This window comes from Streptococcus oralis (genome assembly GCF_965111685.1).
In the GTDB taxonomy this organism is placed as follows: Bacteria; Bacillota; Bacilli; order Lactobacillales; family Streptococcaceae; genus Streptococcus; species Streptococcus oralis_B.
This window is the reverse complement of sequence record NZ_OZ217340.1, coordinates 1,184,002-1,205,472: the sequence shown is the minus strand read 5'-3', so window position 1 is coordinate 1,205,472 and position 21,471 is coordinate 1,184,002. Positions and strand designations below refer to the sequence as shown.

Below are 21,471 nucleotides of genomic sequence, written 5' to 3'. Positions count from 1 at the left end.
ATTTTTGTCTCAATAGAGCTTGTTAATGTGATTAGCAGGTTTTATTGAAATAAAATAAACCTCTGAAAGGAAGAGCATATGGCACACGAAAATGTCATTGAGATGCGGGATATTACCAAGGTGTTTGGTGAATTTGTAGCAAACGACAAAATCAACTTGCAACTGCGAAAAGGTGAAATTCATGCACTTTTAGGAGAAAATGGAGCGGGTAAATCTACTCTGATGAATATGCTGGCAGGACTTCTTGAGCCAACGAGTGGTGAAATTGTGGTGAATGGTCAGGTTGTAAAACTAGACTCACCATCTAAAGCCGCTGGTCTTGGAATTGGGATGGTTCACCAACATTTTATGTTGGTTGAGGCTTTTACAGTAGCTGAGAATATCATTTTGGGGAGTGAAATCACTAAAAATGGTGTTCTAGATATAGCTGGTGCTACTAAAGAAATCAAGGCTCTTTCTGAACGTTATGGTTTGGCAGTGGATCCTGCTGCTAAGGTGGCGGATATTTCCGTTGGTGCCCAACAACGTGTAGAAATCTTGAAAACACTCTATCGTGGTGCTGATATCCTTATCTTTGACGAACCTACAGCCGTATTGACTCCTTCAGAGATTGATGAGTTGATGGCAATCATGAAAAACCTTGTCAAAGAAGGGAAGTCCATCATTTTGATTACCCATAAACTGGATGAGATTCGTGCGGTATCGAATCGAGTGACGGTTATCCGTCGCGGGAAATCAATCCAGACGGTTGAAATCGCAGGGGCAACAAATGCGGACTTGGCGGAAATGATGGTTGGACGCTCAGTCTCCTTTAAAACGGAAAAACAAGCACCACAACCAAAAGAAGTGGTCTTGTCTATCAAAGACCTAGTTGTCAATGAAAACCGTGGTGTACCAGCTGTGAAGAATCTTTCTTTGGATGTTCGTGCTGGTGAAATTGTCGGTATTGCAGGTATTGATGGCAATGGTCAATCTGAACTCATTCAAGCCATTACTGGTCTTCGTAAGGTTGAATCAGGTAGCGTTGAATTAAAAGGCAAATCAATCGTAGGGATGCATCCTCGACAAATTACAGAACTAAGCGTGGGGCACGTTCCTGAGGATCGTCACCGTGATGGCTTGATTTTGGAGATGATGATTTCAGAAAATATCGCTCTTCAAACCTACTATAAAGAACCACTCAGCAAGAATGGTATCTTGAACTATGCCAATATCACTTCACATGCTAAGAAATTGATGGAAGAATTTGATGTTCGTGCGGCAAGTGAATTTGTTCCAGCAGCAGCTCTTTCAGGAGGAAATCAACAAAAAGCGATTATCGCTCGTGAGATTGATCGTGATCCTGATCTCCTTATCGTCAGTCAGCCAACTCGTGGTTTGGATGTCGGTGCCATTGAATATATCCACAAACGTTTGATTGAAGAACGTGATAACGGGAAGGCTGTCCTTGTTGTCAGCTTTGAATTGGATGAGATTTTAAATGTCTCAGACCGAATTGCTGTTATTCACGATGGTAAGATTCAAGGTATTGTATCGCCAGAAACGACTAACAAACAAGAACTTGGTGTCTTGATGGCAGGTGGAAACTTGGGAAAGGAGAAGAGTGATGTCTAAAAAATTACAACAAATTTCGGTTCCCTTGATTTCCGTATTCTTAGGAATCTTGCTCGGAGCCATTGTCATGTGGATCTTCGGATATGATGCTATCTGGGGCTATGAGGAGTTGTTCTATACAGCTTTTGGTAGCCTCCGTGGGATTGGAGAAATTTTCCGTGCCATGGGTCCTCTTGTCTTGATAGGTCTAGGTTTCGCAGTTGCCAGTCGTGCAGGTTTCTTTAACGTCGGACTTCCTGGTCAGGCTTTGGCAGGCTGGATTCTCAGTGGTTGGTTTGCCTTGTCAAATCCAGATATGCCTCGTCTCGTGTTGATTCCATTGACAGTAATCATTGCTTTGATCGCAGGTGGAATTGTTGGTGCGATTCCAGGTATCCTCAGAGCCTATCTCGGTACGTCAGAGGTTATCGTGACCATCATGATGAACTACATTGTATTGTATGTGGGAAATGCCTTTATTCATGCCTTTCCTAAAGATATTATGCAAAGTACAGACTCAACGATTCGTGTTAGTGCCAATGCTACATACCAGACACCATGGTTATCAGAGTTGACTGGAAATTCTCGTATGAATATCGGAATCTTCTTTGCAATCATTGCTGTTTGTGTGATTTGGTTCTTGCTCAAGAAAACGACTCTCGGTTTTGAAATTCGCGCAGTTGGTCTCAATCCCCATGCTTCAGAGTACGCTGGTATTTCAGCAAAACGTACAATCATCCTATCAATGATTATCTCTGGTGCCTTGGCTGGTCTTGGTGGAGCTGTCGAAGGTCTTGGAACCTTCCAAAACGTTTACGTTCAGGGATCATCATTGGCTATCGGATTTAACGGGATGGCAGTTAGTTTGCTTGCTGGAAATTCACCAATTGGAATTCTCTTTGCAGCCTTCTTATTTGGAGTTTTGCAAGTAGGAGCACCAGGTATGAACGCAGCGCAAGTTCCGTCTGAGCTTGTTAGCATTGTAACAGCGTCCATTATCTTCTTTGTCAGTGTTCACTACATTATCGAACGCTTTGTCAAACCTAAAAAACAAGTTAAAGGAGGTAAGTAAGGATGTCTATTACAACATTACTCACCCTCTTGGTCTCTTCTATGCTGATATACTCAGCACCACTTATTTTTACGAGTATCGGAGGGGTTTTCTCTGAACGTGGTGGTGTCGTTAACGTCGGTCTTGAAGGAATTATGGTTATGGGAGCCTTTTCTGGGGTTGTCTTTAACCTTGAGTTTGCAGAACAACTTGGAGCAGCGACTCCTTGGATTTCCTTGTTAGTTGCTGGTATCGTGGGAGCTATTTTCTCCCTCATCCATGCAGTCGCTACAGTTCATTTCCGTGCGGACCATGTTGTCAGTGGTACAGTATTGAACTTGATGGCTCCTGCCCTAGCGGTTTTCTTGGTTAAAGTTCTTTATAACAAAGGACAAACGGATAACTTAAGCCAGACTTTTGGACGTTTTGATTTCCCAGTTTTGGCTGACATCCCAGTGATTGGAGATATCTTCTTCAAGTCAACCAGTCTACTAGGTTATATCGCGACTGCCTTCTCATTCTTTGCATGGTTTATTCTCTTTAAGACACGTTTTGGTCTTCGCCTTCGCTCTGTTGGTGAACACCCTCAGGCAGCGGATACCTTGGGGATCAATGTCTACATGATGCGATATTTAGGGGTTGTTATTTCAGGTTTCCTAGGTGGAATTGGCGGAGCGATTTATGCTCAATCAATCTCAGTTAACTTCTCAGTGACAACTATTGTTGGTCCTGGATTTATCGCCCTTGCTGCGATGATCTTTGGTAAATGGAACCCAATTGGTGCTATGCTTTCCAGTCTTTTCTTTGGACTTTCACAAAGTTTGGCTGTTATCGGTTCTCAATTACCTTTCCTACAAGGAGTGCCTGCGGTTTATCTTCAAATCGCACCTTATGTCTTGACCATCCTTGTCTTGGCAGCCTTCTTTGGAAAAGCAGTTGCGCCTAAGGCAGACGGTATCAACTACATCAAGTCAAAATAAGCATACAAAAAAACGTCAGTTTAAACTGGCGTTTTATTTTTTAGGATCTTGATGTGTCAAGTTTAGTCCCCAAGGAACGAGATTTTCAGTTTTATTTTTGATACGTGTGATATTATCTTTGTGACGAATGATAATCAAGCTAGCAAGTGCTAGGATAATCAAAATGAAGAGAGGGTCATAGCTGTTTAGGATAAAATCAAATAGTGGAAATAGGAGAACTCCGATAACGGCTGCGATAGAAGCGGCAACGCTAGACAAGGAAATCATACTACCAAGATAGAGGGTTCCAAAGAATACGACTGCTAGGTAGAGACAGAAGACAGGCGCAAATCCGAAAACAACTCCAGCGCTAGTTGCGACAGCCTTGCCCCCCTTAAAGCCTGCAAAGATAGGGAAGGTATGTCCAATGACAGCCAAAAGTCCAAAGACAAGAGGTGATACACCTTGTTGGTGGAAAAGAATAGGAAGCAAAGTGGCCAAGGTCCCTTTAAAGAAGTCAATCACAAAGGTTGCCATACCCGCTTTCTTACCTAAAATTCGGAAAGTATTGGTCGTTCCGGTGTTTCCAGAACCATGTTCACGCAGATTTGTTTGAAAAAAGATTTGTCCAATCCATAGACCAGACGGAATCGAACCTAGCAAATAAGCTAGAATTAATAATACAAATGTCATCATAGAACTATTATACCATGAAATGGTATAGAAAGTCAGAGAATATCCTGTGAAATTGTGACAGCTGAATGGGAAAAACTTTGCAAAATCGCTAGAAAACCTGTAAAATAGAAAAGATGAACAAATAGGAGGTTCCTTGTGTCAAAAAAGGAAATCAATATTAACAATTATAATGATGACGCCATTCAGGTGCTAGAAGGGTTGGATGCGGTCCGTAAACGTCCAGGGATGTATATCGGATCGACCGATGGTGCTGGTCTCCATCATTTAGTCTGGGAAATTGTCGACAATGCAGTCGATGAAGCCTTATCTGGATTTGGTGATCGCATCGATGTGACGATTAATAAAGACGGTAGTTTAACGGTTCAAGACCATGGACGTGGGATGCCAACTGGTATGCACGCTATGGGGATTCCGACAGTTGAGGTTATCTTTACTATTCTTCATGCTGGGGGAAAATTCGGTCAAGGGGGCTATAAGACATCTGGAGGTCTCCACGGGGTTGGATCATCCGTTGTTAATGCCCTTTCTAGTTGGTTAGAAGTAGAAATCACTCGTGACGGTACAGTCTACAAGCAACGTTTTGAAAATGGTGGAAAACCAGTCACAACCTTGAAGAAAGTTGGTACGGCACCTAAGTCTAAGACAGGTACCAAAGTTACCTTCATGCCTGACGCGACGATTTTTTCTACGACAGACTTCAAGTACAATACCATTTCAGAGCGCCTCAATGAGTCAGCATTTCTCTTGAAAAATGTGACCTTGTCTCTAACTGACAAGCGAACAGAAGAAGCGATCGAGTTTCACTATGAAAATGGGGTGCAGGACTTTGTTTCTTACCTCAACGAAGACAAGGAAACCTTGACGCCAGTTCTATACTTTGAAGGCGAAGACAATGGATTTCAAGTGGAAGTTGCCCTCCAGTACAATGATGGATTTTCAGATAACATTCTATCCTTTGTCAATAACGTTCGTACTAAAGATGGTGGAACACATGAGACAGGACTCAAGTCAGCCATTACTAAGGTCATGAATGACTACGCGCGTAAGACAGGACTTCTCAAGGAAAAAGATAAAAACCTTGAAGGGTCAGACTACCGCGAGGGACTAGCAGCCGTTCTTTCTATTCTCGTTCCTGAAGAACACCTCCAGTTTGAGGGTCAGACCAAGGATAAACTGGGGAGTCCACTAGCTCGTCCGGTTGTGGATGGAATTGTGGCTGATAAGTTGACCTTCTTCCTTATGGAAAATGGAGAACTGGCTTCCAATCTCATTCGCAAGGCTATCAAGGCGCGTGATGCGCGTGAGGCGGCTCGCAAGGCGCGTGATGAGAGCCGAAATGGTAAGAAAAACAAGAAAGACAAGGGCTTGTTGTCTGGAAAATTGACCCCAGCCCAGTCTAAGAATCCTGCAAAAAATGAACTCTACCTGGTTGAGGGGGACTCTGCCGGTGGTTCTGCCAAACAAGGTCGTGACCGTAAGTTCCAGGCTATCTTGCCACTTCGAGGTAAGGTTATCAATACAGCCAAGGCCAAGATGGCGGATATCCTCAAAAATGAAGAAATCAATACCATGATTTATACCATTGGTGCGGGTGTGGGAGCAGACTTCTCTCTTGAAGATGCTAACTATGACAAGATTATTATCATGACCGATGCCGATACCGACGGTGCCCATATTCAGACTCTTCTTTTAACATTCTTCTACCGTTACATGCGTCCGCTAGTTGAGGCAGGACATGTCTATATCGCCCTTCCGCCTCTTTACAAGATGTCCAAAGGCAAAGGCAAGAAAGAAGAAGTAGCTTATGCTTGGACGGACGGAGAGCTAGAAGAACTCCGCAAGCAATTTGGCAAAGGAGCCACTCTCCAACGCTACAAAGGTCTTGGTGAGATGAATGCGGACCAACTCTGGGAGACGACTATGAATCCTGAAACCCGCACTCTTATCCGTGTCACGATTGAAGACTTAGCACGCGCCGAACGCCGTGTCAATGTCCTCATGGGAGACAAGGTCGAACCACGCCGTAAGTGGATTGAAGATAATGTCAAGTTTACGCTTGAAGAAGCGACAGTATTTTAATAAATTTTAGAATTACAAAGGAGTTATGATGAAAAAAATATATGCTGTTCTATTAGTTGCTTTTATGGCTGTTATTTTATCTGCTTGTGCCTCGAAGGAGGCCTGGCTAAAAGGTACATGGACTAGTAATCAAACAAATTCTAAGTATGAATTTAAAGAAGAAAGTGGGAAGTGGACTATTTTAAGTGGTGAAAGCAAAATAGCTGAGGATCTAGAAGTAAAGGATCGTAAAGATTCGGTTGTAAACTTAGTTGATGATAATGGAATTCGATATCAGGTTGAAAAGAAAGATAAAGATACAATTCATCTTGAAATATTTAATTCAGACGGACTTTCTGCTACTAATGGTCAAGGCTTCGAATTTAAAAAAGATCAGTAAAATGACAAAAAGGTTAATCTTTAATTTTAACTAAACATTAGGTTATTTCAGCTAATAAGCAAAGTAAGATTTCGTTTGGATTGAAGACAATGTCAAGTTTACGATGGAAGAAGCGACAGTGTTTTAAAAATATAAAATTAATATAGAGAATCTATGGAGAAATAAAAATGTCTAACAATATTAACGAAGAACAAGTAAAAGAAGCTCTTGAAAGTGGTTATGGAAAATCTGAGGCTTTATTAAATAATAAAGATGAATTAGATGATTTTTTATATCGATTGGAGCAAAAAATTAACGATATGCCATTTGTTGGAAAGAAATTTTCGATGATCCCAGTCATGATTTCTTTAGTGAAAAATTATGTCCAAGGGAAATACACCACGGTTCCTTATGGGACTATTTTAGCTGTTTTAAGTGCACTTATTTATTTCCTTGCTCCCATTGATATTATTCCAGATTTCATTCCCCTAGCAGGCTACTTGGATGATATGGCTGTTGTAGGACTTTGTATGAATATGGTCAAAACAGACATTGAAACCTATGATAAATGGCGTCAGTCTCAAGGATTGATCTAGGCTAATCGACCACTGTTATTTTTAGTTTTTATAAGAAGAGTAAAATTATGTTCAGTATATTGCTTGATTTTCCTTTTCTCTTTGTAGTCTTTGCTTTAGGCGCAATTATGTTTATAATTGCCAAGCAAGGGAAACCAGAGCAAAGCCGTTATCTAAACTTTTTATTATTGACCCTAGTGACTTTTGGTGTGATAGTATTTGATAATCCATTTAGATCATATCTTTATGCAGGATTGCTATTTTATGTTTATGTCGTCTATATTTTCATACCTGTCAGTCTAGTTTTTGGTTTTATATCTGTTTATAAAAGCAAAAGACATCTACAATATTACCCTAGTAACTATTCAAAAATTCTAAGAACCAATGCATGGATCTTGATGATTTTATCAATCGTGAATTTTTTAATGCTACTAACGCAATCAGAAGTAGGAATTATTATTTTAGTAACAATTGTCGGTATCAGTTCGATTGTTCAATTTATCTTTGGAGAACTTGAAATTAAAAGAGTGCAGAATCTTCAACAACAAAAGCAAGAAGATACTCCTAATCCTAACCCTGTTTTAAATGACGGTGATATAGATGAGAACTAAAATAGAAATGATGAATCTGATTTTACAAATAGCTGAAAGTTTAAAAGTCGAGGCTGTCGCTATGTCTGGTTCACGGACTGATACAAAAGCACCAAAAGATGAGTTTCAAGACTATGATGTGGTCTATGTCATGGACGATTTAGATAATCTGACGAGAGATCTTTCTTGGTTGTACCGGTTTGGCAAACGCATTATTGAGCAAGAAGTCACCCTTGGTCACCGTCGCCTCTACCTCATGCTCTTTGAAGATGGTAATCGGATTGATTTGACCCTCTGCCCTAAAGACTATATCCAAGAATGGGTGGATAGTGAGGCTGGGTTCACAGTTTTAGAGGATAAGAAGGGATTATTTGAACCTTATTACCCGAGTCCTCAACGTTACTGGACATCTCCCGCTAGTCATACAGATTTTGAAAAAGCCTGCAATGAATTTTGGTGGGTATCAGCCTATGTGGTTAAGGGTATTCATCGCAAGCAACTACTCTATGCGACGGACCATCTCTACGGGATTTGTCAACAAGAACTCTTGAAGGTCTTGGCTTGGCAGGTATCCAGTGACAGGGGAAGAGTTGATATTGGAAAGAACTATAAGTATCTCTTTAACTATTTACCTGCTGAGAAAGAGAAACAATTCTCAAATCTGCTTTATTTCTCAAGTTTAGAGAAACTTACTCAGTCCTTATTTGCTACTATGCAACTTTTTCACCAAGAAGCTCAAATCCTTGCTCAAAAGATGGGATTTGATTATGATAAGGAAGTGGCGGATAAGATGATTCAGTATGCTGAGGAAAGGTTGAGCTAGTATGCTAGATTATGTATTTGCTATATTTTTCATGGGGTTCCCAGGAGTACAAATTTTAGTATTAGTGTCTTCTATATTTCTAGCAATTAATAGAAATAAGTTACATAAAAGGGTGTATGGATTATTTTTCCCGATCATTATAACGATGTGTAATATTTGGCTTATTTCAATCGATCGCACAGAGCTTTTTGATGGCGCTTTAAGATTTTCGTTCTTTCTAATTTCTTTTTGTTTCCCTATGCTTATTTCTTCCACGATCTATCACTCCATACGCTTATATTATTTATACAAATTAATCAAGTGGAGAGTCTTCCCTATCAGTATCTGTTATTTATTCGGTTTAATTTTTCATTATCTTAATACAATGCATTGGGAGGAGCTATTTCGAGGGCAAAAGTTTGTGTTTGATATCTTGCTGATATCAACTGCTATAATTTCTTATTTACCTTGTCTATATTTGTACATACTTCAAAGAAGAAAGAACAATCTATAGGGAATAGATGCTTTTGCTTAATCTAAATAAATGTTTGTGAATGACTTAAATAGTATCTAAGAATATTTTTCTCAAGTACCAATTTTAATGTAAAACCTACTCTACATTATTTGAAAGGAGTTGAACACACCCTAAATGCTGTGTAAAAATTCCTTATTACTAACCGAAGCAACAGATTTTAAACACATTAAACTACAGAAAGGATAGTTTGGTTACTTATTGTAACTGAACACGGGACTAAGACTTAGGAAAAAAGATAAATCGCCTTAGGTTCATCGAACCTTGCATCCATTTCCTATTTTTCTACAGAAATTTTCGGCAAGCCGAATCGTCCCTTTGTATCTTATGTCTAACATTCAAAATATGTCCCTGGAGGACATCATGGGAGAGCGCTTTGGTCGCTACTCCAAATACATCATTCAAGACCGGGCTTTGCCAGATATTCGTGATGGATTGAAGCCGGTTCAGCGTCGCATTCTTTATTCGATGAATAAGGATGGCAATACTTTTGACAAGAGCTACCGTAAGTCAGCCAAGTCTGTCGGTAACATCATGGGGAATTTCCACCCACACGGTGATTATTCTATTTATGATGCCATGGTCCGTATGTCTCAGGATTGGAAAAATCGTGAGATTCTAGTTGAAATGCACGGTAACAACGGTTCTATGGACGGAGATCCGCCGGCGGCTATGCGTTATACCGAGGCACGTTTGTCTGAGATTGCAGGCTATCTTCTTCAGGATATTGAGAAAAAGACAGTTCCCTTTGCTTGGAACTTTGACGATACGGAGAAAGAACCAACTGTCTTACCAGCAGCCTTTCCAAACCTCTTGGTCAATGGTTCGACTGGTATTTCGGCTGGTTATGCCACAGATATTCCTCCGCATAATTTGGCAGAGGTCATTGATGCGACTGTTTACATGATTGACCACCCAACAGCCAAGGTGGACAAACTCATGGAGCTCTTACCTGGACCAGACTTCCCTACAGGAGCAATCATCCAGGGACGTGATGAAATCAAGAAGGCCTATGAAACTGGTAAAGGGCGCGTGGTTGTTCGTTCCAAGACTGAGATTGAAAAGCTAAAAGGTGGTAAGGAACAAATCGTTATCACTGAGATTCCTTATGAAATCAACAAGGCTAATCTGGTCAAGAAAATTGATGATGTTCGTGTCAATAACAAGGTTGCTGGGATTGCCGAAGTTCGTGATGAGTCTGACCGTGACGGTCTTCGTATCGCTATTGAACTCAAGAAAGATGCTAATACCGAGCTCGTTCTCAACTATCTATTCAAATACACTGACCTACAAATCAATTACAACTTCAACATGGTGGCGATTGACAATTTCACACCTCGTCAGGTCGGGATTGTTCCAATCCTGTCTAGCTATATTGCCCACCGTCGTGAAGTGATATTGGCACGTTCCCGCTTTGACAAGGAAAAGGCTGAGAAACGTCTCCATATCGTCGAAGGTTTGATTCGCGTGATTTCGATTTTGGACGAAGTTATTGCTCTTATCCGTGCCTCTGAGAATAAGGCTGACGCCAAAGAAAATCTCAAGGTCAGCTATGAGTTTACAGAAGAGCAGGCTGAGGCCATCGTTACCTTGCAACTTTACCGTTTGACCAACACCGACGTGGTTGTCTTGCAGGAGGAAGAAGCAGAACTTCGTGAAAAGATTGCCATGCTTGCTGCCATTATCGGTGATGAGCGGACTATGTACAATCTCATGAAGAAGGAGCTTCGTGAGGTCAAGAAGAAATTTGCGACTCCTCGTTTGAGTACTTTAGAAGACACTGCAAAAGTAATCGAGATTGATACAGCCAGCCTCATCGCAGAGGAAGATACCTATGTCAGCGTGACCAAGGCAGGTTATATCAAGCGTACCAGCCCACGTTCCTTTGCGGCATCCACTCTGGAAGAAATTGGCAAACGTGATGATGATCGTCTGATCTTTGTTCAAGCTACTAAGACAACCCAGCACCTCTTGATGTTCACGACTCTTGGGAATGTCATCTATCGACCAATCCATGAGTTAGCAGATATTCGCTGGAAGGACATCGGAGAGCATCTGAGTCAGACTATTACAAACTTCGAAACTAATGAAGAAATCCTTTATGCAGAAGTGGTAGATCAGTTTGAAGATGCGACAACCTACTTTACTGCGACTCGTCTTGGTCAAATCAAACGCGTAGAACGCAAAGAATTCTCTCCATGGCGGACCTACAAGTCTAAGTCAGTCAAGTATGCTAAGCTCAAAGACGAGACAGACCAGATTGTAGCAGTAGCTCCGATCAAACTGGATGATGTTCTCTTGATTAGTCAAAATGGTTACGCCCTTCGTTTCAATATCGAAGAGGTACCGGTTGTTGGTGCCAAGGCTGCGGGTGTCAAGGCTATGAACCTGAAAGCAGATGATGCGCTTCAAGCTGCCTTTATCTGTAACACCTCATCCTTCTACCTCTTGACCCAACGCGGTAGTTTAAAACGTGTTTCTATCGACGAAATTCCAACAACCAGCCGTGCCAAACGAGGCCTACAAGTCTTGCGTGAGTTGAAAAACAAGCCACACCGTGTCTTCTTGGCTGGAGCAGTTGCAGAGCAAGGATTCGTTGGTGATCTCTTTAGTACAGAAATGGAAGAAAACTTCCAAACGCTTCTTGTCCAATCTAACAAGGGAACAATCTATGAGAGCCGATTGCAAGACCTCAACTTGTCAGAACGTACTAGCAATGGAAGCTTTATATCAGACACCATTTCAGATGAAGAAGTTTTCGATGCTTACCTCAAAGAAGTTTTTAAAGAGGACAAATCCAATCCTTAAAAAGAATCAGCCAAGAGGGCTGATTTCTTTATGTTGAAAAAATTTTCAGAAAATTACAAATAATACTTGAAATTTTACTAGAAAAGTGTAGAATAGAACACATAGTTTGAATAGTATAAAGGAGAAACACATGACAGTTGAAATTGATTGGGAAAATCTTGGCTTTGCTTATATGAAATTACCTTACCGTTACGTCGCTCATTATAAAAATGGACAATGGGATCAAGGGGGATTAACGGAGGACTCGACTCTTCATATTTCTGAATCTTCTCCAAGTCTCCACTATGGTCAACAAGCATTCGAGGGTTTGAAAGCCTATCGTACTAAGGATGGCAGTATTCAACTTTTCCGTCCTGATGAAAATGCCAAGCGTTTGCAACGCACCTGCGACCGTCTTTTGATGCCTCAAGTCCCAACTGAGATGTTTGTAGAAGCTTGTAAAGCGGTTGTTCGTGCCAATGAAGATTATGTACCACCATACGGAACGGGTGGAACTCTCTATCTCCGTCCGCTTTTGATTGGTGTTGGGGATATTATTGGGGTTAAACCAGCAGAAGAGTATATTTTCACCATTTTTGCTATGCCAGTTGGTAACTATTTTAAAGGTGGTTTAGTCCCAACCAACTTCTTGATTCAGGATGAATACGACCGTGCAGCTCCAAATGGTACGGGTGCAGCCAAGGTAGGTGGTAACTATGCTGCTAGTCTCCTTCCAGGTAAAATGGCCAAGTCACGCCAATTTTCAGATGTTATCTACCTAGACCCAGCTACACATACAAAGATTGAAGAAGTCGGATCAGCCAACTTCTTTGGAATCACGGCAGACAATGAATTTGTTACGCCATTAAGCCCATCTATCTTGCCATCCATTACCAAGTACTCTTTGCTTTACTTGGCTGAACACCGCTTGGGCTTGACACCGATCGAAGGTGATGTTCCGATTGACAATTTGGATCGTTTTGTAGAGGCAGGTGCCTGCGGTACAGCAGCAGTTATTTCGCCAATTGGAGGCATCCAACACGGCGAAGATTTCCATGTTTTCTATAGCGAAACAGAAGTAGGTCCTGTTACACGTAAACTTTATGATGAATTGACCGGTATCCAATTTGGTGATGTAGAAGCACCAGAAGGATGGATTGTCAAAGTGGACTAAAAGACATGAAATAAAGAAGAGCTCCATAGCAGTTGTAATAGCTGAAATGGAGTTTTTTCTTGCTAGTTTGAGCTTTTTCTTGTACAATAGAAAAAGTGAAAAGAGGTAAAGTATGAGTAAAAAAGATAAGAAAATTGAAATTCAATTAACAGATGCAAAAGTGACTGTTGGAAAAGACAGCTATGAAGGATACGTTTTGACGATCGGTAAAAAGGTTATTGGGGAAATTGCCGAATTAGACAGCCAATTTGCCATCATAAAGAATGGAAATGTCGATAGTTTTTATAAAAAACTTGAAAAAGCTGTGGAAATTTTGATTGAAAACTATAATTTGACAAAATAATACTTGTTTTATTGAAAATTTCATGATATAATAGTTCTCGTTAAACATTGGAGAGATAGCGAAGAGGCTAAACGCGGCGGACTGTAAATCCGCTCCTTCGGGTTCGGGGGTTCGAATCCCTCTCTCTCCATTTATCAATGGGGTATAGCCAAGCGGTAAGGCAAGGGACTTTGACTCCCTCATGCGTTGGTTCGAATCCAGCTACCCCAGTTCTTAGGTAATAAATTCAAGATAAAAAGAAAAATATCTTAGGGTATTTTATTTTTATAAGTGAAAGACGTGAACGATATGAACATGTCTTTGCGGGTGCTTAGGAAAAAAATTATAAGTATGTCAAGTTTAGAAAAACTTGATTGTTGGAGGATTTTTTAGATGAACGAATTTGAAGATTTGCTAAATAGCGTTAGCCAAGTTGAGCCTGGTGATGTTGTTAGTGCTGAAGTATTGACAGTTGATGCTACTCAAGCTAACGTTGCAATCTCTGGGACTGGTGTTGAAGGTGTCTTGACTCTTCGCGAATTGACAAACGATCGCGATGCAGATATCAATGACTTTGTGAAAGTAGGAGAAGTATTGGATGTTCTTGTACTTCGTCAAGTAGTTGGTAAAGATACTGATACAGTTACATACCTTGTATCTAAAAAACGCCTTGAAGCTCGTAAAGCATGGGACAAACTTGTTGGACGCGAAGAAGAAGTTGTTACTGTTAAAGGAACTCGTGCCGTTAAAGGTGGACTTTCAGTAGAATTTGAAGGTGTTCGTGGATTTATCCCAGCTTCAATGTTGGATACTCGTTTCGTACGTAACACTGAGCGTTTCGTAGGTCAAGAATTTGATGCTAAAATTAAGGAAGTTGATCCTAAAGAAAACCGCTTCATCCTTTCACGTCGTGAAGTTGTTGAAGCAGCTACTGCAGCAGCTCGTGCTGAAGTATTCGGTAAATTGGCTGTTGGTGATGTCGTAACTGGTAAAGTTGCTCGTATCACTAGCTTTGGTGCTTTCATCGACCTTGGTGGTGTTGACGGATTGGTTCACTTGACTGAATTGTCACACGAACGTAACGTATCACCTAAATCAGTTGTAACTGTTGGTGAAGAAATCGAAGTGAAGATCCTTGATCTTAACGAGGAAGAAGGACGCGTATCACTTTCACTTAAAGCAACAACACCTGGACCATGGGATGGTGTTGAGCAAAAATTGGCTAAAGGTGATGTAGTAGAAGGAACAGTTAAACGTTTGACTGACTTTGGTGCATTTGTTGAAGTATTGCCAGGTATCGATGGACTTGTTCACGTATCACAAATTTCACACAAACGTATCGAAAATCCCAAAGAAGCTCTTACTGTTGGTCAAGAAGTTACTGTTAAAGTCCTTGATGTTAACGCTGACGCAGAACGTGTATCACTTTCTATCAAAGCTCTTGAAGAGCGTCCAGCTCAAGAAGAAGGACAAAAAGAAGAAAAACGTGCTGCTCGTCCACGTCGTCCAAAACGTCAAGAAAAACGTGATTTCGAACTTCCAGAAACACAAACAGGATTCTCAATGGCTGACTTGTTCGGTGATATCGAACTTTAATCAAATTGATAATCACAAAATCCTTTGTTAAAAACAAGGGATTTTTCTTTTGTCTCTTTCCCATTTTTGATATAATAGTTCTATGTTAGATTCAGAAAAACAATCACAATATCAATTGTTAAATGAGGAACTCTCTTATTTACTTGAAGGTGAGAGCAATGTTCTTGCCAATCTTTCGAATGCTAGTGCCCTTCTAAAATCTCGCTTTCCGAATACTGTATTTGCAGGTTTTTATCTGTTTGATGGTAGCGAATTGGTTTTAGGGCCTTTTCAGGGCGGCGTTTCTTGCATTCGTATTCCGCTCGGGAAGGGCGTGTGTGGAGAAGCTGCTGAGTTTCAAGAGACTGTTTTAGTTGGCGATGTAAGTACCTATCCAAACTACATTTCTTGCGATAGTATGGCAAAGAGTGAAATCGTAGTTCCCATGCTCAAGAATGGTCGATTGCTAGGTGTTTTAGACCTGGATTCTTCACTTATCGATGATTACAATGCTGTTGACCGTGATTACTTGGAACAATTTGTCGCTATTTTGCTTGAGAAGACAGAATGGGACTTTACGATGTTTGAGGAGAAAGCTTAATGTATCAAGCACTTTATCGAAAATATAGAAGTCAAACTTTTTCACAACTAGTAGGTCAAGAAGTTGTGGCTAAAACCCTAAAACAAGCGGTCGAGCAGGAAAAGATTAGTCATGCTTATCTTTTCTCAGGTCCTCGTGGAACTGGGAAGACCAGTGTAGCCAAGATTTTTGCCAAGGCTATGAACTGTCCGAACCAAGTGGATGGAGAGCCATGTAATAACTGTTATATCTGTCAGGCAGTGACAGAAGGTAGCCTAGAAGATGTTATCGAAATGGATGCGGCATCGAATAATGGAGTTGACGAAATTCGTGAAATTCGTGATAAATCTACCTATGCTCCTAGCTTAGCTCGTTATAAGGTCTACATTATCGACGAAGTTCATATGCTGTCTACGGGAGCCTTTAATGCGCTTTTGAAGACTCTAGAGGAACCAACTCAAAATGTGGTCTTTATTTTGGCGACTACTGAATTGCACAAGATTCCAGCAACTATTTTATCGCGTGTTCAACGTTTTGAGTTTAAAGCGATTCGAACGCAAGATATTAAGGAACATATCCAAACTATTTTGTCAAAAGAGAATATCAGTTCTGAACCGGAGGCTGTGGAAATCATTGCCAGACGAGCTGAAGGTGGAATGCGGGATGCCTTGTCCATTCTGGATCAAGCCTTGAGTTTAACACAGGGAAATGAGCTCACGACTGCTATCTCTGAGGAGATTACAGGCACCATTAGTCTATCAGCACTAGATGATTATGTAGCTGCCTTGTCTCAGCAGGATGTTCCAAAAGCGCTTGATTCTCTGAATCTTTTATTTGAGAATGGCAAGAGCATGACTCGTTTTGTGACGGATCTCTTACAGTATTTGCGTGATCTACTAGTTGTTCAGACAGGTGGCGAAAATACTCATCATAGTCCAGTTTTTATGGACAATCTAGCTTTATCTCAGGAAAGCCTCTTTGAAATGATTCAAATGGCGACTGTGAGCTTGGCAGATATGAAAGCAAGCCTGCAACCTAAGATTTATGCTGAGATGATGACCATTCGTTTAGCGGAAATCAAGCCTGAATCTGCGGTTTCGGGAGCTGTTGAAAGTGAAATTTCTGTACTGAGACAGGAAGTCGCACGTCTCAAACAAGAGCTTGCTAATGTAGGAACAGCTCCTAAACAAGTGGCGCCAGTCCCTAGCCGTCCAGCAACTTCCAAGACAGTCTATCGAGTAGATCGCAACAAAGTTCAGTCTATTCTGCAAGAAGCAGTTGAAAATCCTGATTTGGCACGGCAAAACTTGATTCGCCTCCAGAATGCATGGGGAGAGGTAATCGAAAGCTTAGCTGGTCCTGATAAGGCTCTGCTGGTTGGTTCTCAACCAGTTGCGGCCAATGAACACCATGCTATTTTAGCCTTTGAGTCTAATTTTAATGCTGGGCAAACCATGAAACGGGATAACCTCAATACCATGTTTGGCAATATTCTTAGCCAAGCGGCTGGATTTTCACCTGAAATCCTGGCAATTTCCCTTGAGGAATGGAAAGAGGTTCGTGCAGCATTTTCAGCTAAAAACAAGTCTCCACAAACGGAGCAAGAGGTAGAAGAAGAAAATCTGATTCCAGAGGGATTTGAATTTCTGGCTGATAAAGTCATGGTCGAAGAAGACTAAAAGAGGATTTCATGGTACAATAATCCTATGACTAGACAACAATTTATCGTGATAGCACTATTTACTGCTGCTGAGACTTATTTTTTCAATGAAGCTTGGATGACTGGTCGCTATTTTATGGCAGCCTTTTGGGCCATTCTACTTTTTCGAAATTTTAGGTTAAGTTATCTAATGGGTAAAATAGTAGATGCCATTGATCAGCGCTTAAACCGCAAGGATTAGTCACTAGCTTCTAAACAAAATCAAAGCCTTTTAGGCTTTTTTTTGTTATACTAGTAGAGTATATTTATGGACCTTTTCTTGTATTTTTTAGAGAAATATAAGTGATTTCGCTAAGGATAAAGGAAGTAGGCCAGAAAAAGAAAGGAACTATCATGTCAGTATTAGAGATCAAAGATCTTCACGTTGAGATTGAAGGAAAAGAAATTTTGAAAGGAGTCAATCTGACTCTGAAAACAGGAGAAATCGCAGCTATCATGGGACCAAATGGTACTGGTAAATCAACTCTTTCTGCAGCTATCATGGGGAATCCTAACTATGAGGTTACCAAAGGTGAGGTCTTGTTTGATGGTGTAAACATCCTTGAGTTGGAAGTGGACGAACGTGCCCGTATGGGACTTTTCCTTGCTATGCAGTACCCATCAGAAATCCCAGGAATTACTAACGCAGAGTTTCTTCGTGCAGCCATGAATGCTGGTAAAGAAGATGATGAAAAGATTTCAGTTCGTGAGTTTATCACTAAACTAGACGAGAAAATGGAATTGCTCAACATGAAAGAAGAAATGGCAGAGCGTTACCTCAACGAAGGTTTCTCTGGTGGTGAGAAAAAACGTAATGAAATTCTTCAACTCTTGATGTTGGAACCTACATTTGCCCTTTTGGATGAGATTGACTCAGGTCTTGATATTGATGCCCTTAAAGTCGTATCGAAAGGTGTGAATGCTATGCGTGGTGAAGGTTTTGGTGCTATGATTATCACTCACTATCAACGTCTTTTGAACTACATCACACCTGATGTGGTACACGTGATGATGGAAGGTCGTGTGGTCCTTTCTGGAGGTCCAGAATTAGCAGCCCGTTTGGAACGTGAAGGATACGCAAAACTAGCTGAAGAACTTGGCTACAACTACAAGGAAGAATTGTAATTCCCTCGTATCTTTTAGGAGAAGCAAATGACTAAAGAAACTATTAAACTTTTTTCAGAAATGCACGCTGAACCAAGCTGGTTGTCAAACCTCCGTCAAAAAGCTTTTGATAAGATTGAGAGTTTGGAATTACCAGTTATTGAGCGTGTGAAATTTCACCGTTGGAATCTGGGGGATGGAACCATCACAGAAAGTGAGCCTTCAGCAAATGTTCCTGACTTTACAGCTCTAGATAATCACCTGAAGTTAGTGCAAGTAGGAACGCAAACTGTTTTTGAACAAACACCAGTTGAATTGGCTGAACAGGGTGTTGTCTTCACAGACTTCCATTCAGCTTTAGAAGAAATTCCAGAGCTGATCGAAGAATTCTTCATGTCATCTGTTAAGTATGACGATGACAAGTTGGCAGCCTACCATACAGCTTACTTTAACAGTGGTGCTGTCCTCTACATTCCTGATAATGTTGAGATTGTTGAACCAATCGAAGGAATTTTCTACCAAGACAGCGATAGCGATGTGCCATTTAACAAGCATATCCTCATCATCGCTGGTAAGAACAGTAAGATTAGTTATCTTGAACGTCTAGAGTCACGAGGGGGTGGTAGTGCAAAAGCAACTGCCAATATCACAGTCGAAGTGATTGCTCGTTCTGGTGCGCAAGTGAAGTTTGCGGCTATTGACCGTCTAGGAGAAAATGTCACTGCTTACATTAGCCGTCGTGGTAAACTAGGCAACGATGCAAGCATTGACTGGGCAATCGGTGTCATGAACGAAGGAAACGTCGTTGCGGACTTTGATAGCGACTTGATTGGAAATGGTAGCCATGCTGACCTTAAAGTGGTAGCTCTTTCAAGTGGCCGTCAGGTTCAAGGGATTGATACCCGCGTAACCAACTATGGTTGCAACTCAATCGGAAATATTCTCCAACATGGGGTTATCCTTGAAAAAGCAACTTTGACTTTCAATGGTATCGGTCACATCATCAAGGGTGCTAAGGGAGCAGATGCGCAACAAGAAAGCCGTGTTCTAATGCTTTCAGACCAAGCGCGTTCAGATGCCAACCCAATTCTTTTGATTGATGAAAATGACGTAACTGCTGGTCACGCTGCTTCTATCGGACAAGTAGATCCAGAAGACATGTACTACCTCATGAGCCGTGGTTTGGACAAAGCAACAGCAGAACGCTTGGTTGTTCGTGGTTTCCTTGGATCCGTTATCGTAGAGATTCCAGTCAAGGAAGTTCGTGATGAAATGATTGCAACTATCGAAGAAAAATTGTCAAAACGCTAAGGGGAAGCCTATGTTAGATGTAGAAGCGATTCGCAAGGATTTTCCAATTTTAGACCAGATTGTCAACGATGAACCTCTGGTCTATCTGGACAATGCTGCGACGACACAAAAACCACTAGCAGTTCTTGAAACAATCAACCGCTACTATGAGCAGGACAATGCCAATGTTCACCGTGGTGTTCACACCTTGGCAGAACGGGCAACAGTTTCCTATGAGGGGGCTCGTGAAACCATTCGTAAATTTATCAATGCTGTTTCTACAAAGGAAGTTCTCTTTACCAGAGGAACGACAACCAGTCTTAACTGGGTAGCACGTTATGCTGAAGAAATCTTGACTGAGGGAGACCAGGTCTTGATTTCCGTCATGGAACACCATTCAAATATCATTCCTTGGCAGGAGGCCTGCCGCAAGACTGGAGCGGAGCTTGTCTATGTCTATCTCAAGGATGGAGCTCTGGATATGGAGGATTTGCGAGCTAAGTTGACTGATAAGGTCAAGTTTGTCTCGCTAGCTCATGCTTCAAATGTTCTTGGTGTGGTCAATCCTATCAAAGAAATCACACAAATGGCTCACGAAGTAGGAGCCATTATGGTGGTGGATGGTGCTCAATCTACGCCTCATATGAAGATTGATGTCCAGGACTTGGATGTGGACTTCTTTGCCTTTTCAGGTCACAAGATGGCTGGTCCAACTGGTATTGGTGTCCTTTACGGTAAAGAAAAGTATCTGGAGCAAATGTCACCAGTAGAATTTGGTGGCGAAATGATTGATTTTGTCTACGAGCAATCTGCTAGTTGGAAGGAATTGCCATGGAAATTTGAGGCTGGAACGCCAAATATGGCAGGAGCTATTGGACTTGCGACTGCAGTTGATTATCTGGAAAAGATTGGTATGGATGCCATTGAAGCCCATGAACAGGAACTGATAGCCTACGTTTATCCAAAACTGCAGGCAATTGAAGGACTGAATATCTATGGTTCACAAGACTTGGCTCAACGTTCGGGTGTGATTGCCTTTAACCTAGGTGATCTTCATCCTCACGATCTTGCTACGGCTCTGGATTATGAAGGAGTAGCAGTTCGTGCGGGTCATCATTGCGCTCAACCTTTGCTCCAATATTTGGAAGTTCCAGCAACAGCTCGTGCAAGCTTTTATATCTACAATACTAAGGCAGATTGTGACAAACTAGTCGATGCCCTACAAAAGACAAAGGAGTTTTTCAATGGCACTTTCTAAACTAGATAGCCTTTATATGGCAGTGGTAGCAGACCATTCGAAAAACCCACATCACCAAGGGAAGTTAGAAGACGCTGAACAAATCAGCCTCAATAATCCAACCTGTGGGGATGTTATTAATCTCTCTGTTAAGTTTGATACAGACGATCGCTTGGAAGATATCGCTTTTCTAAACTCGGGTTGTACCATCTCAACTGCCTCTGCTAGTATGATGACAGATGCCGTTTTAGGAAAAACCAAACAAGAAATTTTAGAACTTGCGACTATTTTTTCTGAAATGGTTCAAGGGCAAAAAGATGAGCGTCAAGACCAACTTGGAGACGCGGCCTTCTTATCAGGTGTTGCCAAATTCCCCCAAAGAATAAAATGTGCAACCCTAGCTTGGAACGCCCTTAAGAAGACAATTGAAAATCAAGATAACTGATAAGACAAGTTTCTTTTGTCTTA

The 21,471-nt window shown here is 41.2% G+C and carries 19 protein-coding genes, 2 tRNA genes and 1 pseudogene; 21 read left to right on the top strand and 1 reads right to left on the bottom strand.

What is annotated here, in order from left to right:
• Positions 1-78 precede the first annotated feature (78 nt).
• From ACLV7H_RS06350 to ACLV7H_RS06340, 3 genes are read left to right on the top strand one after another with little or no spacing between them, the layout of a single operon-like run.
• Positions 79-1,614, top strand: coding sequence for an ABC transporter ATP-binding protein (locus tag ACLV7H_RS06350; RefSeq protein ID WP_000929834.1), 1,536 nt, complete (start codon positions 79-81; stop codon positions 1,612-1,614).
• The gene (locus tag ACLV7H_RS06345) at positions 1,607-2,665 is read left to right on the top strand and encodes an ABC transporter permease (protein WP_000038682.1); all 1,059 of its coding nucleotides are present in this window, start codon (positions 1,607-1,609) and stop codon (positions 2,663-2,665) included. Before ACLV7H_RS06350 ends, ACLV7H_RS06345 begins: the two co-directional genes overlap by 8 nt.
• Before the next feature lie 2 nt (positions 2,666-2,667).
• Positions 2,668-3,624, top strand: coding sequence for an ABC transporter permease (locus ACLV7H_RS06340; protein ID WP_084849790.1), 957 nt, complete (start codon positions 2,668-2,670; stop codon positions 3,622-3,624).
• A 33-nt stretch (positions 3,625-3,657) separates the two neighbouring features.
• Here the strand turns inward: ACLV7H_RS06340 and plsY are convergent, their stop codons facing one another.
• Positions 3,658-4,299, bottom strand: coding sequence for a glycerol-3-phosphate 1-O-acyltransferase PlsY (gene plsY / locus ACLV7H_RS06335; RefSeq protein ID WP_084849789.1), 642 nt, complete (start codon positions 4,297-4,299; stop codon positions 3,658-3,660).
• 135 nt (positions 4,300-4,434) lie between these two features.
• On the opposite strand from plsY, the gene parE reads away from it, so the two are divergent.
• The 18 genes and pseudogenes from parE to sufU all read left to right on the top strand — a co-directional run bounded on the left by parE (position 4,435) and on the right by sufU (position 21,448).
• Positions 4,435-6,378 (top strand): DNA topoisomerase IV subunit B, encoded by a 1,944-nt coding sequence (gene parE, locus ACLV7H_RS06330; protein WP_084849788.1) that lies wholly within the window; start codon positions 4,435-4,437, stop codon positions 6,376-6,378.
• 28 nt (positions 6,379-6,406) lie between these two features.
• Entirely contained in the window at positions 6,407-6,757 is a 351-nt protein-coding gene (locus ACLV7H_RS06325) for a hypothetical protein (RefSeq protein ID WP_000725494.1), read from the top strand.
• 407 nt (positions 6,758-7,164) lie between these two features.
• Positions 7,165-7,263: pseudogene (locus ACLV7H_RS06320) on the top strand (YkvA family protein); the annotation flags it as partial.
• 116 nt (positions 7,264-7,379) lie between these two features.
• Positions 7,380-7,922, top strand: a complete 543-nt coding sequence (locus ACLV7H_RS06315) for a hypothetical protein (RefSeq protein ID WP_411866700.1) — start codon at positions 7,380-7,382, stop codon at positions 7,920-7,922.
• Positions 7,912-8,724 carry an aminoglycoside 6-adenylyltransferase gene (locus tag ACLV7H_RS06310; protein WP_411866699.1) on the top strand — a complete coding sequence of 271 codons (813 nt, stop codon included), beginning with the start codon at positions 7,912-7,914 and terminating at the stop codon, positions 8,722-8,724. The genes ACLV7H_RS06315 and ACLV7H_RS06310 overlap by 11 nt, the downstream gene beginning before the upstream one ends.
• A gap of 838 nt (positions 8,725-9,562) precedes the next feature.
• Positions 9,563-12,043 (top strand): DNA topoisomerase IV subunit A, encoded by a 2,481-nt coding sequence (gene parC, locus ACLV7H_RS06305; protein ID WP_411866698.1) that lies wholly within the window; start codon positions 9,563-9,565, stop codon positions 12,041-12,043.
• A gap of 115 nt (positions 12,044-12,158) precedes the next feature.
• Positions 12,159-13,196: a branched-chain amino acid aminotransferase gene (locus ACLV7H_RS06300; protein WP_411867076.1), complete on the top strand. Its 1,038-nt coding sequence runs from the start codon at positions 12,159-12,161 to the stop codon at positions 13,194-13,196.
• A 112-nt stretch (positions 13,197-13,308) separates the two neighbouring features.
• Positions 13,309-13,539: a DUF2969 domain-containing protein gene (locus tag ACLV7H_RS06295; RefSeq protein ID WP_000037107.1), complete on the top strand. Its 231-nt coding sequence runs from the start codon at positions 13,309-13,311 to the stop codon at positions 13,537-13,539.
• 49 nt (positions 13,540-13,588) lie between these two features.
• Positions 13,589-13,669, top strand: a tRNA-Tyr gene (locus tag ACLV7H_RS06290).
• An 8-nt stretch (positions 13,670-13,677) separates the two neighbouring features.
• Positions 13,678-13,749, top strand: a tRNA-Gln gene (locus ACLV7H_RS06285).
• Positions 13,750-13,911: 162 nt separating this feature from the next.
• Positions 13,912-15,114, top strand: coding sequence for a 30S ribosomal protein S1 (rpsA, locus tag ACLV7H_RS06280; RefSeq protein WP_001001617.1), 1,203 nt, complete (start codon positions 13,912-13,914; stop codon positions 15,112-15,114).
• Between the two features lie 82 nt (positions 15,115-15,196).
• Complete coding sequence (locus ACLV7H_RS06275; protein WP_000887143.1) at positions 15,197-15,694, top strand: GAF domain-containing protein; 498 nt, start codon at positions 15,197-15,199, stop codon at positions 15,692-15,694.
• Positions 15,694-17,352 (top strand): DNA polymerase III subunit gamma/tau, encoded by a 1,659-nt coding sequence (dnaX, locus tag ACLV7H_RS06270; protein WP_411866697.1) that lies wholly within the window; start codon positions 15,694-15,696, stop codon positions 17,350-17,352. Before ACLV7H_RS06275 ends, dnaX begins: the two co-directional genes overlap by 1 nt.
• Positions 17,353-17,379: 27 nt before the next feature.
• A complete protein-coding gene (locus tag ACLV7H_RS06265) occupies positions 17,380-17,574 on the top strand; it encodes a DUF3272 family protein (RefSeq protein WP_411866696.1) in 195 nt (64 codons plus the stop codon).
• Between the two features lie 152 nt (positions 17,575-17,726).
• Entirely contained in the window at positions 17,727-18,497 is a 771-nt protein-coding gene (sufC, locus tag ACLV7H_RS06260; RefSeq protein WP_045591088.1) for a Fe-S cluster assembly ATPase SufC, read from the top strand.
• A 27-nt stretch (positions 18,498-18,524) separates the two neighbouring features.
• Positions 18,525-19,787, top strand: coding sequence for a Fe-S cluster assembly protein SufD (gene sufD / locus ACLV7H_RS06255; protein WP_411866695.1), 1,263 nt, complete (start codon positions 18,525-18,527; stop codon positions 19,785-19,787).
• A 10-nt stretch (positions 19,788-19,797) separates the two neighbouring features.
• Entirely contained in the window at positions 19,798-21,024 is a 1,227-nt protein-coding gene (locus tag ACLV7H_RS06250; protein WP_411866694.1) for a cysteine desulfurase, read from the top strand.
• Entirely contained in the window at positions 21,011-21,448 is a 438-nt protein-coding gene (sufU, locus tag ACLV7H_RS06245) for a Fe-S cluster assembly sulfur transfer protein SufU (RefSeq protein WP_411866693.1), read from the top strand. Before ACLV7H_RS06250 ends, sufU begins: the two co-directional genes overlap by 14 nt.
• Positions 21,449-21,471 lie beyond the last annotated feature (23 nt).